Source organism: Synechococcus sp. CBW1004, assembly GCF_015840715.1.
Lineage (GTDB): Bacteria > Cyanobacteriota > Cyanobacteriia > PCC-6307 > Cyanobiaceae > Cyanobium.
Map to the genome: position 1 here is coordinate 1,569,113 of NZ_CP060397.1, position 14,840 is coordinate 1,583,952.

A 14,840-nucleotide genomic window follows, 5' to 3' on the forward strand; every position below is an offset into this window, starting at 1 on the left:
CACCGGCGGCCCGGGGACGTCACCAGCCGGATCGCCGCATCGCCGGCCTTGCGCCTCCGGCGCTCCCTCCCGCACCCTGGGGGAACGACGGTCCCGCCGATGGACTCCCTGGAGCTGCGCTTCCGCCCCAGCGGGGCCGGCCGCTGGATCGAGGCCACCTTCCTCTCGGTGTGGCTCCTGGGCTGGGCCGCCGCCGAGATCATCGTGCTTGGGCTGCTGGGTGGCGGTGCCTGGGCCTGGCTGCAGGGGCGTCCCCTGCCGGGCCAGCCCCAGGCGCTGGTGGCGGTGCTGCCGGTCGCGGCGTTCCTGGTGGTCTGGCTGAGCTTCTGGACCCTGGGCGGAGTGCTGGCGCTGCGGCAGTGGCTGCGCTGCTTCTGGGCGGAGGACCGGCTGACGCTGACGGCCACGGACCTGGAGTGGCGGCAGCGGCTGGGTCCCTGGGTGCGGCGGCGGACGCTGCCCCGCCGCGCGATCCAGGCGGTGCGACTGGCCCAGCGCCGCAGCGACCGGTCCGGCCCCCTGATCGCCCAGCTGGAGGATCGTCAGCTGGAGCTCACCCAGCTGGGAACCCCTGAGCAGCGCCGTCAGGCGGCCGAGCGGCTCAGCGAAGCGTTGGAGAGCCAGGCGATCAGCCCTCCTGCCGAGGAGCGGGCCGCCCTCCCCCGGGAGTGGGAGTGCGTGAAGATCTCCTTCGACTGTGCAGTGCTCGTGCCCAACCGGCGGATGCGCCGGCGGAGCGGGCTCGCGATGGCTCTGATCGCCCTGCCTGTGGATGCAGGTTGGCTGCTGTTGCTGACTCAGATCGGTCCCCGGCCGGAGCAGCTGCCTCTTCTCCTGATGCTGACGCTGATCGCCACAGCCGCGAGCTGGAGCGCGCTCTAGCTGGGCCTGGGTCGACGGGAGTGGCGCCTCGACCGCGGCGAGCTGGTGGCGCAGCGGCGCTTCGCGGGCAGGGTGACACGGCTGTTCGCCGCCCGGGCCCTGGAGCTGCGCGAAAGCAGTGATGAGGATGGCGATCTCTGGTACTCCCTGCAGGCCACCGAACTGCGCTCCCTCGGCGCGCGCATCGGTGCCCCGCAGGTGCTCTGCCGCAGCCTGCACGACCCCGATGAGCCCAGGGCCCTAGGACGGTGGTTGATGCAGCGCACCGGCATCGCCTTCCGGGATCAGGTGCCCAGCGAGGCCGAGCGGCAGGCCATCCGACAGGAGGCGCTGGAGCACCTGCGCACCCAGCTGCGCAGCAGCGGCCGACTCGGCCGCTGGGTGGCCGATCGGATCGAGGATCGCCGCTGAGCGCCGTTCACCGCGTGCCACCGCGCCCGTGCAGAGCGGTGGCCCATCCCGCCGGCCGGCCGTGGACGGAGCTGCCGTCGTCGGCGACGCTGGAGAACGGAAGCGACGGAGGCGGGGGCATGACCCAGCGGGCAGCACAGGTCGACCGCGGAAGCGAGCAGCCCGCGGAGCGCGTCATCCTGGCCCTCGATCGCCCTGACGTCGCGTCAGCCCTGGCTCTGGTGGAGGCGATCCCCGAGCTGCGCTGGGTGAAGGTGGGGCTGGAGCTGTTCAGCGCCACCGGCCCCGAGGTGGTGTGGCGCCTGCGGGAGCGGGGCCTGCAGGTGTTCCTCGACCTGAAGTTCCACGACATCCCAGCCACCATGGCCGGGGCCTGCCGCAGCGCCGCCCGGCTGGGGGCCGGGCTGATCACCGTGCACGCCTGCGCCGGCGCCGAAGCGCTGCGGGCCGCCCAGGATGCCGCCCAGGACGCCGCCGCCACGGCCGGCCTGACCGCGCCCACCCTGCTGGCAGTGACGGTGCTGACCAGCTGGGACGCGGCCCGCTTCGCCGGTGAGCTGGCGATCGCGGAACCGATCGAGCACTACGTGCCCCGGCTGGCGGGCCTGGCGGCGGCGGCCGGCATCGGCGGCTGTGTGTGCTCGCCGCTGGAGGTGGCCGCCCTGCGGGCTGCACACCCCGAGCCCTTCGCCCTGGTCACGCCCGGCATCCGTCCCGCCGGGGCGGCGCGGGGCGATCAGCAGCGGGTGATGTCCCCCGCCGAGGCGATCGCAGCCGGCGCCAGCCAACTGGTGATCGGCCGACCGATCAGCGCCGCCCCCGATCCGGCGTCGGCCTTCGCCGCCTGCTGCGCCGAGCTGCCCTGAAGCCTCATCCGTTGCGAGGCGATCGCCTGTAGAACCCATGGGCTCCCGCTGGCGTCGGCCGCACCCATGGATCCCAACGCGCCACCCACCGCTTCGCTGACAGCCACGGTTCGCCAGCACCGCAGAAGGGCGCTCATCCTCCGCGTCGGCATCACGGCCGTACTCAGCCCGATCGGTGTGGCCACGGCTCCGGCGCACTCCGCTGACAGCGCGCCGCAGAAGCCGCCGGCCGCGATCGCTCAACAACAGGCCGAAAGCCCGTCGGGCTCAACGACCGAAGCCGGCCCCGTCGCCTCCCCATCACCAGCCGGCACCATCCCGGCCGCATCGGCCGCGCTTCCACCCCAGGCACAGCCACAGCCCGAGGGGAGCGAGCCAGAGCGGGGCCCCTATCTGCGTCTGGGGGGCGGCCTGGACTGGTCCGACCCCAGCCGACTGCGCGACCGTGACTGCGCGTCCTCAGCACCTCCGGCCCTGTTCGGCTGCGGGATCGGTGACAACGGCCGCAGCCTGCAGGCCCTCGGCTCCTTCAGTCAGACCCCGGTGCTCGATGGGGCGGTCGGCTATCGCTTCACCCCCTGGCTGCGGGCCGAGGCGCTGCTGAGCTGGCGCCCACACCTGCAGTTCGACGGCCGCAGCAACTTTCTCGGCGCTGGTCCAGGCCAGAGCGTGAGCGGCAGCGGCAGCTCGCTGGCGGGCTTCGCGGTCGCCTACGTCGACCTGCCACGCGTCGCCGGGGTGCGTCCCTTCCTGGGAGCGGGCATCGGAGCCGCCCGCAACCGGTTGGAGGGCCTTGACTTCCGCTTTCCGGCGATCGCCGCGGACGCCACGACACGCACCACCGGCGGCAGCAGCAGCGGCCTCGCCACCCTGCTCACCGCAGGAATCGCAGTGCCGCTGAGCGAGCGTCTCAGCCTCGATCTCGCCTACCGCTTCACTGATCTGGGAACGGTGAGCGGCAGGTCGGGCAAGGCCACGGTGGTTCGCCCGCGGGGCACCCGCAGCCTCACCATCGCCGGCACCGAAACCGAACTGCAGACCCAGGGCCTGCAGATGAGCCTGCGCTACTCCTTCTGACCCCCATGGCCTCCGCATCCGCTCAACCCCCTCCCTCGCAGGAAGCTGCACCCCAAGGAGCCGATCCAGCGAGGCCTCCCTTGCAGGAGGCCGTCGATGTGGTGGTGGTGGGGGCCGGCCTGGCGGGCCTCACGGCAGCCGGCGCCCTGCAGCGCGCGGGCCTGAGCGTGCGGGTGCTGGAGGCGGCGCCGCGGGCCGGTGGCCGGCTCCGGCGAACCCGGCTGGAGTGGCCGGGGGGCAGGGCCTGGGTGGACCTCGGCGGCCAGTGGGTGGGGCCGACCCAGACTCGGATGCTCGCCCTGCTGGATCGCGCCGGCCTGGAGCGCTTCCCCTCGCCCCACGGCGGGGAGACCGTGCTGCACTTCAGCGGGGAGCGCTGCACCTTTTCCGGCTTCTTCCAGGGATTCCCGGAAGGGCAGCCGCCGGCGGTGCCGCAGGAGGACTGGGACGACGCCATGCAGGCCCTGGAGCGGTTCAACGCCCTGGCGGCGGCTCTGCCCGCCGATGGGCATCCCCACAGGGCGGCCGGCGCGGCCGAGCTGGATCGCCGGAGCTTCCAGGAGTGGATCGACGCCAACACCCGGACCCCCTTCGCCCGCTGGTATTTCGCCTATTTCTGCCGCGCCGTCGGCTTTCTCGGGCCGGCCGAGCCGGAGCAGGTGTCGCTGCTGCACGTGCTCTGGGGCCAGCGCAGTGCTCCGCAGGCCGAGCACCCGGAAGAGGAGCTGATCCACGGTGGCGCCGGTGCCCTGCTGCCCCATCTGCTCGGGGAGCTGGGCGCCGAGAGCGAGTTGGACGCAGGGACGGTGCGGCTGGAGGAGCCGGTGCAGCGGATCGTGCAGGACGACGCCAGTGCCGCTGGCGACGCCAGCCCGGCAGCGGCCTGGCCGGTGCGGGTGGAGAGCAGCCGGGCCAGCCACCCCTGCCGGGCGGTGATCGTGGCCATGCCCCCCTCCCAGGCCAGCGCCATCGCCTTCACCCCGGAGCTTCCCGCCGATCGCCGGGCGCTCCAGGCCGGCATGGCCATGGGGTGTTGCGCCAAGGTGCTGATCGCCTATGCCAGTCCCTGGTGGCGCGAGCAGGGGCTCTCGGGCATCGGCATCGGCGACCTGCCGACCCTGGAGCTGTGCGCGGACAGCAGCGATCCGCGCAGCGGGGCGGGTGTGCTGGCCACCTTCGTGGTGGGCCATCGCCACGGCGTCTGGTCGGTGCTCGATGCGGAGCGGCGCCGGCAGGCGGTGCTCGACGACCTGGTGGCGCTGTTCGGCCCCCGGGCCGCCTCACCCCTCGCCTACCAGGAACAGGACTGGCCAAGGGAGCCCTTCGTGGGCGGCGCCTACGCGGCCTGGATGCCCCCGGGACTCTGGAGTGCGGCGGGCGAGGCCCTGCGGCGCCCCCATGGACGGGTGTACTGGGCCGGCACCGAAACGGCGACGCGCTGGGCCGGCTTCTTCGACGGGGCCGTGCGCAGCGGTGAGGCGGCCGCTGAGGCGGTCAGGCAAGCCCTGAGCGACAACGGCCAGCGGATGGCCTCGGGGTGAAGGGCGGCAGCCCCAGGCGCCGTGCCTCTGTCCCAGCTGCCGGACTGGCAGGAGCCGGCGGGCGTGACCAGTCCCGTCGTGAGACGTTGGGGCGACGATTCAGGCAGGTGGCCCGTGGACGAGAGCCGAGCCGCGTTGATCCTGACGCCGACGCAGAAGTCGGTCGATCCTGAACTCCTGGAGATTGCCGGATCCTTCGCGCTGCCCGCACCGGTGCGATCGATAGCACCACTGGGGAGCGGCAACGTCAACGACACTTGGCGCGTGGATCTGCCCCCCGCCTCCGAAGGCCCTCAGGCACTGGTGCTGCAGCGCCTCAACACCCGCGTGTTTCCCCGGCCCGACCTGGTGATGGCCAACATCCGGCGGCTGGGCGAGCACCTCGACCGCCCCGGCGCCCTGGCCGCCGCCGGCGGACGCTGGGAGCTGCCCCGGGTCGTGCCGGTGCGCGGCAGCGGTGCCCCGTGTCTTGAGCAGGGTGGCCAGGTCTGGCGGCTGCTCACCTTCATCGCGCGCTCCCGCTCGGTCGACACCATCACAGGCCACCGCCAGGCGCTGCAGGTGGGTCGTGCCCTGGGCACCTTCCACAGCCTCATCCACGACCTGCCCACCGCCGAGCTGGCCGACACACTCGAAGGCTTCCACGTCACCCCCGGCTATCTGGCCGCCTTCGAGCGGGTGCTGCGCCGCACCGAGGTGCCGCTCACACCCCAGGCCCAGCACTGCATCGCCTTCATCCGCGACCGTGAGGCCTTCATGCCGGTGCTGGAGGAGGCTCAGCGTTCCGGCAGGCTGCGCCAGCGGCCGATTCACGGCGATCCGAAGGTCAACAACATCCTGTTCGACAGCGACAGCGGCGACGCGATCGCCCTGGTGGATCTCGACACCGTCAAGCCTGGCCTGATCCACTACGACATCGGCGACTGCCTGCGCTCCGGCTGCAACCGGCTGGGCGAAGAGACGGATGACTGGCGCTCGGTTCGGTTCGACCTGGAGCTGTGCGAGGGGGTCCTGGAGGGTTACATCAGCCGGGCCCACCGCTTCCTGGAGGACGCCGACTACGACCACATCCCCGACGCGATCCGGCTGCTCAGCCTGGAGCTGGGGCTGCGCTTCTTCACCGATCACCTGGCCGGCGACGTCTACTTCCGCACCAGCCGGCCGCGCCACAACCTGCAGCGCGCCCTGGTGCAGTTCCGCCTCACCGAGAGCATCGAGACACAGCAGGGGGAGATCCGCTCCCTGGTCGAGCGCCTGCGCCGGCAGGCGAGCGCGGCCTGATCCCGATGCCGACGCCGGATCCTGCCGCCGCCACGGTTCCCTACGAGCTGAGTCCCTTCCCGGGGGAGCCGGCGCCGGAGGGCCTGGGGATCCGCGGCAGTGCCGGCCGCGACGGTGAGTGCCTCACCCTGCGCTACACCCTGAGCGGTCCGCTGCAGCAGCTGCGGATCCCGGAGCGGGACGCCACCCCAGGGCGGCTCGATGGGCTCTGGCAGACCACCTGCCTGGAGTGCTTCCTGGCCCTCCCCGAGGATCCGGGCTACTGGGAGCTGAACGTCTCTCCCACGGGCGACTGGAACCTCTATCAGCTGGACGCCTATCGCGAGGGACTCCGCCCGGAACCCGCCTGCCCCGAAGCCCCCCGGCTGCAGCGCAGGGATCACTCCGGGGTGCTGGAGTTCGAGGTCTGCCTGGTCCTGCCGCCGCCGCTGGCGATGGCGCCCGCTCTGGAGCTCGCGGTCACCGCCGTCGTGGCGAACCGGGATGCTGCAATCAGCTACTGGGCCCTGCGCCACCCCTGCCCGCAGGCCGACTTCCACCATCGGGGCGGCTTCGCCCTGCGGCTCTGAGCCCGCACACGCAGGCAAGCGCAACCAGCGGCGCCACACCCCATCGTCCTGTCGTCGGCCGCCAGGGCCTCAGGCGTCCAGGCCCCCGGGAGTGGGGGAAGGACCGCGCAACGCCTCCGCCAGCACCTGCCGGCGGCAGAAACTGCAATGGCCCCACCGAGCCATCTCGCCGGCGGGGGCGGGGCGGCCGCAGGCGGGGCAGTCAGCCAGGCCATGCACATCCACGCGGCTGGGATGGAGGGCCCAGGCCTCCTCTTCCTGGCTGCTGCCCGGCGGCGGCAGCGGCGTGGCATGCACCTGGCGGAAACGCAGATCACGCAGGCTGAAGCCGGCACCGCGCAGGGATCCCAGCAACTGGTGGCGGTTGTACTGCAGGGCCTGCAGCCAGGGGCCGGGGGCGGCCCCCACCGTGAGCAGATCCCCCTGCAGCTGCAGCGGCCGGCAGTGGGGCGCCAGCTGGGGGCCGGCGATCGTCGGCCAGGCCTGCCACAGCGCCGCGATCCGCCCCTCCTGCTTCCACTCCTGCTGCAGCCCGTCCAGGCAGGCGGCCAGGGGGGTGGCGGGGGCCCGTCGCGGCGGCAGCAGCAGCGACAGGTTGCCGAAACGACGGTTTTCCGCCCCCGTCTCGCCTCCGCGGCGACGGCCGGCGGCGATCCGGCGCGGACGACCGGACGGGCCGGAGACAGGCTGGTCTGAGCGGCCGGGTCGGTCCATCGGCGCAGGCTAGGGCGCCCCCCCGGCCAGGGGCGGCAAACCGCTGCAACCCGCACCGGCCGCTGCCCGCCTCGGTGGCTACTGTCGGGGCCTCGCCCCAACCCTCGACCATGGGCTTCTTCGATCGGCTCAGCCGCCTGCTGCGCGCCAATCTCAACGACCTGGTGAGCAAGGCCGAGGACCCGGTCAAGATCCTCGACCAGTCCGTGGTCGACATGCAGGAGGACCTGGTCAAGCTGCGCCAGGCCGTCGCCACCGCCATCGCCAGCCAGAAGCGCCTGCAGAACCAGGCGGAGCAGGCCGAGGCCCAGGCCGGCCAGTGGCAGCAGAAGGCCGAGCTGGCGGTGCGCGAGAGCCGCGACGACCTGGCCCGCGAGGCCCTCACCCGCCGCAAGACCTACGCCGACACCGCCGCCTCGCTGAATGCCCAGCTGACAGCCCAGGCCGGCCAGGTGGACACGCTCAAGCGCAGCCTGACGGCGCTCGAAGGCAAGATCGCCGAGGCCAAGACCAAGAAGGACATGCTCAAGGCCCGCGCCCAGGCGGCCCAGGCCCAGGAGCAGCTGCAGAGCGCCGTGAGCGGCCTCGGCACCAACAAGTCGATGGCCGCCTTCGAGCAGATGGAGGAGAAGGTGCTGGCGATGGAGGCCCGCAGTCAGGCGGCCGCCGAGCTGGCCGGCGCCGATCTGGAGAGCCAGTTCGCTGCTCTGGGCGGCAGCAGCGTCGACGACGAGCTCGCCGCGCTCAAGAACCAGCTCGAGGGCGGCAAGCCCCCCATCGCCCTGCCGGCTGACAACGCCCCGGTGGCTCAGCTGGAGCCCGCCAAGGCCGCCGAAGTGGATGCCGAGCTCGAAGCGCTGCGCCGCTCGATCGACAAGCTCTGAGCCACGAACCGGGGCCTGCGCCCGGGCACTGGTCCCCGGACGCACCCCCGCCGCGGCTGCGGGCCCCCGGCAACAGGCCGTTCGGGCGGCGGCTGCGCCCGCCCCATCCCGCTCCATACAATCGGCCCCACAGCAACCGGGAACGCCGTGTCGAGCGACAGCAACACCGCCCAGGGCTCAGCCGTTCTGACGCTGAGCGACGCCAGCTTTCCCACCGACGTACTGGCCGCTCCCGGCACCGTGCTCGTCGATGTCTGGGCCCCCTGGTGCGGGCCCTGCCGGCTGATGGCTCCTCTGATGGACTGGGCCGCCAGCACCTACGGCGAGCAGCTGCGGGTGGGCAAGCTCGAGGCCGACCCCAACCCCGCCATCCGCGACACGTACAAGATCCAGGGCCTGCCCACCCTGATCCTGTTCCGGAACGGCGAGGAGATCGCCCGCCACGAAGGCGCCATGGCCAAGCCCCAGCTGCAGGCCTTCCTGGATGCCCATCTCTGAGCGCGTCTCCCAGCGGGTGAGCGGGCGGGTCGCCCGACTGGGAAGCGGCGTCTTCGCCCGCAACGACCTGCGCAAGCTGGCCTACCGCCAGTCCTGTGAGCGCAACGGCCTGCCGCCGCTGCTGGATCTGTCGCTCGGCTCCACCGATCTGCAGCCGCCCAAGGTGGCCCTCGACGCCATCGCGGCAGCCCTGAGCGAGCCCGCCAGCGCCTCCTATTGCCTGCATGGCGCCACCCTGCCCTTCCGCAAGGCCGTGGCCGCCTGGGCCCAGCGGCGCTTCGGGGTGCAGGTCGATCCGGAGACGGAGGTGCTGCTGCTGGTGGGCTCCCAGGAGGGGACGGCCCACCTGCCCCTGGCGGTTCTCGATCCCGGCGACGCGGCCCTGCTGCTCGATCCCTACTACCCCTCGCACATGGGCGGCCTCCATCTGGCCTCGGCCCGGCCGGTGCTGCTGCCGCTGGAGGCCGATCAAGGCTGGCGGCCGGATTTCGGGCGTGTGTCAGACGCCGACTGGGACGCGATTCGGCTGATGGTGCTCGGGTTCCCCCACAACCCCACGGCCACCACCGGCGAGCAGGCCTGGGTGGATCAGGCCGTGGAGCGGGCCCTGCGGCACGGCGCCGTGCTGGCCCACGACAACCCCTATGTGGATCTGGCCCTCGAGGGCGAGGCGCCGGCCCTGCTGCGCCACCCGGCCTGGCGGGAGTGCGGCATCGAATTCTTCTCCTTCTCCAAGAGCTGGTGCCTGGGCGGCTACCGGCTCGCCTTCGCCATCGGCGCCCCCTGGCTGATCACTGCCCTGCGCCAGCTCAAGGGCGTGGTCGATTTCAACCAGTCGCTCGCCCTGCAGGCCGGCGCCATCGCCGCCCTGGAGCAGGCGGCCGACTGGCCCGCGATGCTGCGCGGGGTGTACCGCGAGCGGCGCGACCGGATGGCATCGATCCTCGAAGCCCTGGGCTGGCCGGTACCGCTGCCCTCGATGGCGCTCTATCTGTGGCTGCCCGTGCCGGAGCGGGCCCGCGGCATGGATTCAGAAACGTTCTGCGCCGCCCTGCTGGAGGGCACGGGGGTGTGCCTGACGCCGGGCAACGGTTTCGGACCCGGCGGCGAGGGCTGGCAGCGGCTGGCCCTGGTGCACCCGATCGAGCAGCTGGAGCAGGGCGCCGAGCGGATCGGCCAGTGGCTGCGGCAGCTGTGAGGCCAGCAGGATGAACGGGGCGCTGGCGCGCGAGCGGCGGCGCCTGCGCCATGGGCCGGACCATCGGGCCGACGTGACGCTGCAGCCGGCACCGGCCTGCCCATCGGCGACGCCGGTTACCTGGCGGCTGCGAAGCCTGCCGGTGTGCGCCAGCACCGAGATCGAGCTGGACCGCTGGCTGCACCGGCTGACACCCGACCCGGACGATCCGTTGCCCGGCCCGCTGGCGGTGATCGCCCGGCGGCAGCGCTTCGGCCGCGGCCAGCAGGGGCGCCACTGGAGTTCGCCGGCCGGAGGCGTCTGGCTCAGCGCCGCCCTGCCCTGGCCGAGCCATCCATCCCTCGCGGCGGCCCCGGGGCTGGCGGTGGCGGTGGGCCTGGCGCTGCAGCTCGAAGCGCTCGGGCTGGAGCTACGGCTGAAATGGCCCAACGATCTACTGCTGGCGAGCCCGGACGGGCGGCCGGCCAAGCTGGCCGGCCTGCTGCCGAGGTTGCGTCTGCGGGGAGGCACGATCCGCTGGGCCCGCATCGGCATCGGCCTCAACGGCTGCAACCCGGTGCCGGCGGGCGCCACGAACCTGCGATCGAGCCTCGGCCTGAGGCGGGCCCAGCCGCACCGTCTGGCGACGACTGTGCTGATGGCTCTCGAGTGGGCGATGGCTGCGGCGGCGGAACCCACCTGGGTGCGGCAGCTGGCCGAGCAGCGCCTGCTGGTCACCCCGCAGAGCTGGCAGGCAGCCGGCGACGGGTGGCAGCCCCACGGCCTGGCCGACGACGGCGCCCTGGTGCTGGCCCGCGGTGACGAACGGCAGCGTCTGCACCGGCGGTTTGAACCGGACTGACCTCCGGCCGAGCTGCGGCCGCCACGGGCCGGTGGCGGCACACCTCCGGCGCGCCATCATCACCCCGGTTCCGGGCAGCCTCCGCGCGGCCAACGGGGAGGGATCGCGCTTCGGCACCGACGTCACACCCAGGGCTGGCCAGCGCCGGTTGCCCCTCCGGCGGCCACCCGGGCCGGATCCGGGGACCATTCCTTAAATTGCGTGTCACATCTCGCCGGCAGACTGGCGGCGCCTGTTCCGTCACCCACCAGCCTTCCTTCGACCGATGCCAGCCAACCCCCGTACGCTCCTGCCCGCTCTGGGGGCCCTGGCGATGGGCCCCGTTCTCTCCGGTGGCCTGGTGCTCGCCCAGAGCGAATCGGCTCCGCTGATGCCGTCTGCCCCGTCGCAGGAGCCTGCCTCAATCTCCGCGACGGAGCCCGCCCTCAGTGCCCCCACCCCGGCTCCCGCCCCACCGCCGGCTCCGGTGACGGCCGCTCCCGCAGCGGTTCCCGCACCCTCGCCGCTGCGACCCGGCGCGGAGCAACGACGGGCTCAGACGCCCCAGCGTTTCGACGCTTCCCTCGATGCCCTGGTCCGCGAAGGAATCGTTTCCCCGAATGAGCGCGTGCGGGTCCACCGCGGTCTGCTGGGGCCGATGAACGCCCAGCGCCGTGAAGCCTGCAGCAGTGGTGCTCTCTCCCAGCAGGAATGCAGCACTGGCGTGGTGATGCGCGGCCGCGGGCGCGGCGACCTCCCCGGCGGACTGGAGGGTGGTGATCTGCCCGGGTCCTCCGGCACCCTCACCGCCGCCGGGTTCCGCACCGACGCGGCCCCCCTGCCCCCGATCTCGGTGCCGGTGTCGGCGCTGCTCTCGGGGGCCGCTGGCAGCTTCCGGCTCACCGATGTGTTCGGCCGCACGCCACGGCCGGCGCCGATCGCCGGGAACGGCAACCTGGGACTGATCTTCCCGCTGATCGGCTCGGCGGTCACCAGCAGCGAGTTCGGCTGGCGCCTGCATCCGGTGCTCGGAAGCTGGCTGATGCATGCCGGCAAGGATCTGGCGGCCCCGGAAGGCACCCCGGTCGTCGCCGCCCTGAGCGGGCGTGTCGTGATGAGCGGACTTGCCGGCGGCTACGGCCTGGCAGTCGAGGTCGAACACGCCAACCCGCGTCGCCGCACCCTCTACGGCCACCTCTCGGAGCTCTATGTCCGTGAGGGGCAGGTGGTGCGCCAGGGCGAGGTGATCGGCCGTGTGGGCAGCACCGGCCTGAGCACCGGCCCACATCTGCATTTCGAGCTCAGACTGCCCCAGCAGGGCGGCTGGGTGGCGGTGGATCCCGGCCCGCTGGATCCAGGTGGCATGTTCCCGCCCGGGCAGCCGGGCCTGCCCGGGGCGATGCCCAACGATGCAGTGGCCATGCTCGTGGGTCAGCTGGTGCAGACCCTGGAGCGACCACGCAGTCCCCTCGGCAACGCCGCCGCCGCCCCGAGCCCCAGCCAACCGCTGCCACCGCAACGCAGCCTGCCGGCGCCTGCTCCCCTGCCGCCCCGGAGCCAGGGCTGATCCGGGCTGTGGCCGTCCAGGGCCCCGTCAGCCCTTCGCCGCCGTCCCCAGGGAGAGGAAACGGCCTGGAGACTCATCCAGGGCGTGCGCGACAGCGACCGGGATGGGGGGAGCGGACGCCGCTCCTCAGACCGTGCGCAGCCAGTCCCCCAGGGCTTCGGTGATGCGGCCGTCGCGGAACTGAATCACCCGCTGAGCGCGATCGGCGACATCCTTTTCATGGGTCACCATCAGGATCGTCATGCCCTGATCGTGCAGTTCGTCGAACAGATCGAGCACCTCACGGGTGGTGCTTGAGTCCAGCGCTCCGGTGGGTTCGTCGGCGAGCAGCAGGACGGGCTGATTGATGATGGCCCGTGCCAGGGCCACCCGCTGCTGCTGGCCACCGGACAGCTGATTGGGGCGGTTGTCGAGACGCGCCGACAGTCCGACACGGATGAGAGCTTCGGTCGCCCGTTCCCGGCGCTCCTGGCGGGGAACATTGGCATAGATCATCGGCAGCATCACGTTCTCCAGAGCCGTGAGCTGGGGCAGCAGATGGAACTGCTGGAACACGAACCCAAGATCCTGATTACGCAGATCGGCCAGCTGGTCCTCGTTGAGATCCTGGACCGGCGTGCCGTTCAGCAGGTAGGTACCGCTGGTCGGACGGTCCAGACAGCCCAGGATGTTCATCGCGGTGCTCTTGCCCGAGCCCGACGATCCCATCATCGCCAGGTAATCCCCACGGTTGACCCTCAGCGACAGGTGGTCGAGAGCACGCACCTCCGTGGGACCACTGCCATAGACCTTGCAGATGTCGCGCATCTCGGCGACGGCAGCCGCTTCCTGAGCGTTGCTGTGGTGTTCAGGCTGCTCCTGCCTGGATGCAACAGCGGCAGGGGCGGAGCCGGCCGAGCGGATTGACAGGGGTTCCTTCGGCTCTTGCATCGAGAATCAGCCCACAGGAAGCGAGGGGATGTTGGCCAATGCCTGCTGGAGAATCGGTGTCCCGGCAACCGTGGAGCTGGCCCAGTCGAACAGAGGGCTCGAGAGGATGCCGCCAACGGCGGTCACCACGACACAGGTGACAAGGCCGGCGCGCAGAGGCTGCATGCCAGCGAGATTCCAGGTGATCGCGGGATAGTTCTTGACAGCGTCGGATGCCTCCTGAGGCTCCTTGACCACCATCATCTTGATCACCGAGATGTAGTAGTAGATCGAGACCACCGAGGTGATCAGGCCAACCACGACAAGCAGATACTGATGATCGGCCCAGCCGGCGAAGAAGAGATAGATCTTCCCGAAGAAACCGAGCATCGGCGGGATGCCACCGAGCGAGAGAAGGCAGAGGCTCAGACCGAGGGTGATCAACGGATCCTTCTGATAAAGGCCGGCGTAATCAGCGATGCGGTCACTGCCGGTTCGCAGCGAGAACAGGATGATGCAGGCAAACGCCCCCAGGTTCATGAACAGGTAAGCCGCCATGTAAAGCACCATGGCGGCGTATCCCTCTTCCGTGCCGCAGACCAGACCGATCATCACGAAACCGGCCTGACCGATGGAGCTGTAGGCCAGCATCCGCTTCATCGACGTCTGAGCCAGAGCCACCACGTTGCCCAGCACCATGCTCAGCACGGCGAGCACGGTGAACAGAAACTTCCACTGCTCATCAAAGCTGGAGAAGCAGCCCACCAGGATGCGCAGGGCAAGGGCGAAACCGGCGGCCTTCGAACCCACCGACAGAAAGGCGACGACGGGTGTGGGCGAGCCCTCGTACACATCCGGCGTCCACTGGTGGAACGGCACGGCTGCGATCTTGAAGGCCACCGTGGCCAGCACGAACACCAGGGCCAGAGCCGTGATCGGGGTATCGGCGGTGCGCAGGGCAAGACCGATCGTCTCGAGGCTGGTGGAACCGCTGACCCCGTAGAGGAGGGAGGCGCCGTAGAGGAACACGGCGGCAGCGGCGGATCCGACCAGCAGGTACTTGAGCGCTGCCTCGGAGCTGCGGGCGTCGCGCTTCATGTAGCCCGCCAGCAGATAGCTCGAGACCGAGAGGGTCTCGAGGGAGATGAAGATGCTCACCAGGTCTGTGGCGCCGCAGAGAATCATTCCTCCGAGGGTGGCCGCCAGCAGGATCGCCGCGTATTCGCCCACCGGCGTGCCGCTGCGCTCCACATAGCGCCAGCTCAGCAGCAGGGATACAAGCGTGGACGCAGCCACCACCGCCCGGAACGCGATCGCGAGGTTGTCGGCAAGGAAGGAGCCGAGGAAGGCCGCCTCGGGCTGGACGTTCCATTGCAGCGCCAGCAGCACCAGGGCGCTGCCGAGGCCCGCGTAACAGATGGGAGGCACCCAGCGGCTGGCCACCTGCTCGCCGGCCAGATCCACCAGCAGGCAGATCAGCAGGGCCACCAGCACAGCCCCCTCCGGCGCGATCGCGGCCGCGTGCAGGGAAAGGTTCAGGCTGCCGGTGCTCAGACCAGCGGCAATGGCGGCGCTGGCTTCGGCGGCCGTGGTGGCAGCCAGGGGCAGAACGGCCACTTGGGG

15 protein-coding genes are annotated in these 14,840 nt (G+C 71.6%); 12 read left to right on the forward strand and 3 right to left on the reverse strand.

Annotated features, from left to right (window positions below):
- The first annotated feature begins 99 nt into the window (after window positions 1–99).
- The 7 genes from H8F25_RS07625 to H8F25_RS07655 all read left to right on the forward strand — a co-directional run bounded on the left by H8F25_RS07625 (window position 100) and on the right by H8F25_RS07655 (window position 6,627).
- Window positions 100–882: a hypothetical protein gene (locus tag H8F25_RS07625; protein WP_197212950.1), complete on the forward strand. Its 783-nt coding sequence runs from the start codon at window positions 100–102 to the stop codon at window positions 880–882.
- A 45-nt stretch (window positions 883–927) separates the two neighbouring features.
- Complete coding sequence (locus H8F25_RS07630; protein WP_231597255.1) at window positions 928–1,293, forward strand: hypothetical protein; 366 nt, start codon at window positions 928–930, stop codon at window positions 1,291–1,293.
- A 119-nt stretch (window positions 1,294–1,412) separates the two neighbouring features.
- On the forward strand, window positions 1,413–2,159 hold the full coding sequence (gene pyrF / locus H8F25_RS07635; RefSeq protein WP_197212954.1) for an orotidine-5'-phosphate decarboxylase: 747 nt from the start codon (window positions 1,413–1,415) through the stop codon (window positions 2,157–2,159).
- A gap of 66 nt (window positions 2,160–2,225) precedes the next feature.
- Window positions 2,226–3,236: an outer membrane protein gene (locus H8F25_RS07640; RefSeq protein ID WP_197212956.1), complete on the forward strand. Its 1,011-nt coding sequence runs from the start codon at window positions 2,226–2,228 to the stop codon at window positions 3,234–3,236.
- 80 nt (window positions 3,237–3,316) lie between these two features.
- Window positions 3,317–4,777, forward strand: coding sequence for a flavin monoamine oxidase family protein (locus H8F25_RS07645; protein ID WP_231597256.1), 1,461 nt, complete (start codon window positions 3,317–3,319; stop codon window positions 4,775–4,777).
- A 114-nt stretch (window positions 4,778–4,891) separates the two neighbouring features.
- Window positions 4,892–6,058, forward strand: coding sequence for a phosphotransferase enzyme family protein (locus H8F25_RS07650; RefSeq protein WP_231597257.1), 1,167 nt, complete (start codon window positions 4,892–4,894; stop codon window positions 6,056–6,058).
- A gap of 5 nt (window positions 6,059–6,063) precedes the next feature.
- The gene (locus tag H8F25_RS07655; protein WP_197212960.1) at window positions 6,064–6,627 is read left to right on the forward strand and encodes a DOMON-like domain-containing protein; all 564 of its coding nucleotides are present in this window, start codon (window positions 6,064–6,066) and stop codon (window positions 6,625–6,627) included.
- A gap of 69 nt (window positions 6,628–6,696) precedes the next feature.
- Here the strand turns inward: H8F25_RS07655 and H8F25_RS07660 are convergent, their stop codons facing one another.
- Window positions 6,697–7,341 carry a DUF721 domain-containing protein gene (locus H8F25_RS07660; RefSeq protein ID WP_197212961.1) on the reverse strand — a complete coding sequence of 215 codons (645 nt, stop codon included), beginning with the start codon at window positions 7,339–7,341 and terminating at the stop codon, window positions 6,697–6,699.
- 110 nt (window positions 7,342–7,451) lie between these two features.
- Between H8F25_RS07660 and H8F25_RS07665 the strand changes: the two genes are divergently transcribed.
- From H8F25_RS07665 to H8F25_RS07685, 5 genes are all read left to right on the forward strand, one after another.
- A complete protein-coding gene (locus tag H8F25_RS07665) occupies window positions 7,452–8,225 on the forward strand; it encodes a PspA/IM30 family protein (protein ID WP_197212963.1) in 774 nt (257 codons plus the stop codon).
- Window positions 8,226–8,372: 147 nt separating this feature from the next.
- Entirely contained in the window at window positions 8,373–8,723 is a 351-nt protein-coding gene (locus H8F25_RS07670; protein ID WP_197212965.1) for a co-chaperone YbbN, read from the forward strand.
- Window positions 8,710–9,921, forward strand: coding sequence for an aminotransferase class I/II-fold pyridoxal phosphate-dependent enzyme (locus H8F25_RS07675; protein WP_197212967.1), 1,212 nt, complete (start codon window positions 8,710–8,712; stop codon window positions 9,919–9,921). Before H8F25_RS07670 ends, H8F25_RS07675 begins: the two co-directional genes overlap by 14 nt.
- 10 nt (window positions 9,922–9,931) lie before the next feature.
- On the forward strand, window positions 9,932–10,762 hold the full coding sequence (locus tag H8F25_RS07680; RefSeq protein ID WP_197212968.1) for a biotin--[acetyl-CoA-carboxylase] ligase: 831 nt from the start codon (window positions 9,932–9,934) through the stop codon (window positions 10,760–10,762).
- Between the two features lie 265 nt (window positions 10,763–11,027).
- Window positions 11,028–12,308 (forward strand): M23 family metallopeptidase, encoded by a 1,281-nt coding sequence (locus H8F25_RS07685; RefSeq protein WP_197212969.1) that lies wholly within the window; start codon window positions 11,028–11,030, stop codon window positions 12,306–12,308.
- Between the two features lie 126 nt (window positions 12,309–12,434).
- Here H8F25_RS07685 and H8F25_RS07690 read toward each other — a convergent pair whose 3' ends face one another.
- Both H8F25_RS07690 and H8F25_RS07695 read right to left on the reverse strand, forming a co-directional pair.
- The gene (locus tag H8F25_RS07690; protein WP_231597331.1) at window positions 12,435–13,115 is read right to left on the reverse strand and encodes an ABC transporter ATP-binding protein; all 681 of its coding nucleotides are present in this window, start codon (window positions 13,113–13,115) and stop codon (window positions 12,435–12,437) included.
- Between the two features lie 129 nt (window positions 13,116–13,244).
- Window positions 13,245–14,783: an NAD(P)H-quinone oxidoreductase subunit N gene (locus H8F25_RS07695; protein WP_231597332.1), complete on the reverse strand. Its 1,539-nt coding sequence runs from the start codon at window positions 14,781–14,783 to the stop codon at window positions 13,245–13,247.
- Window positions 14,784–14,840: the final 57 nt, after the last annotated feature.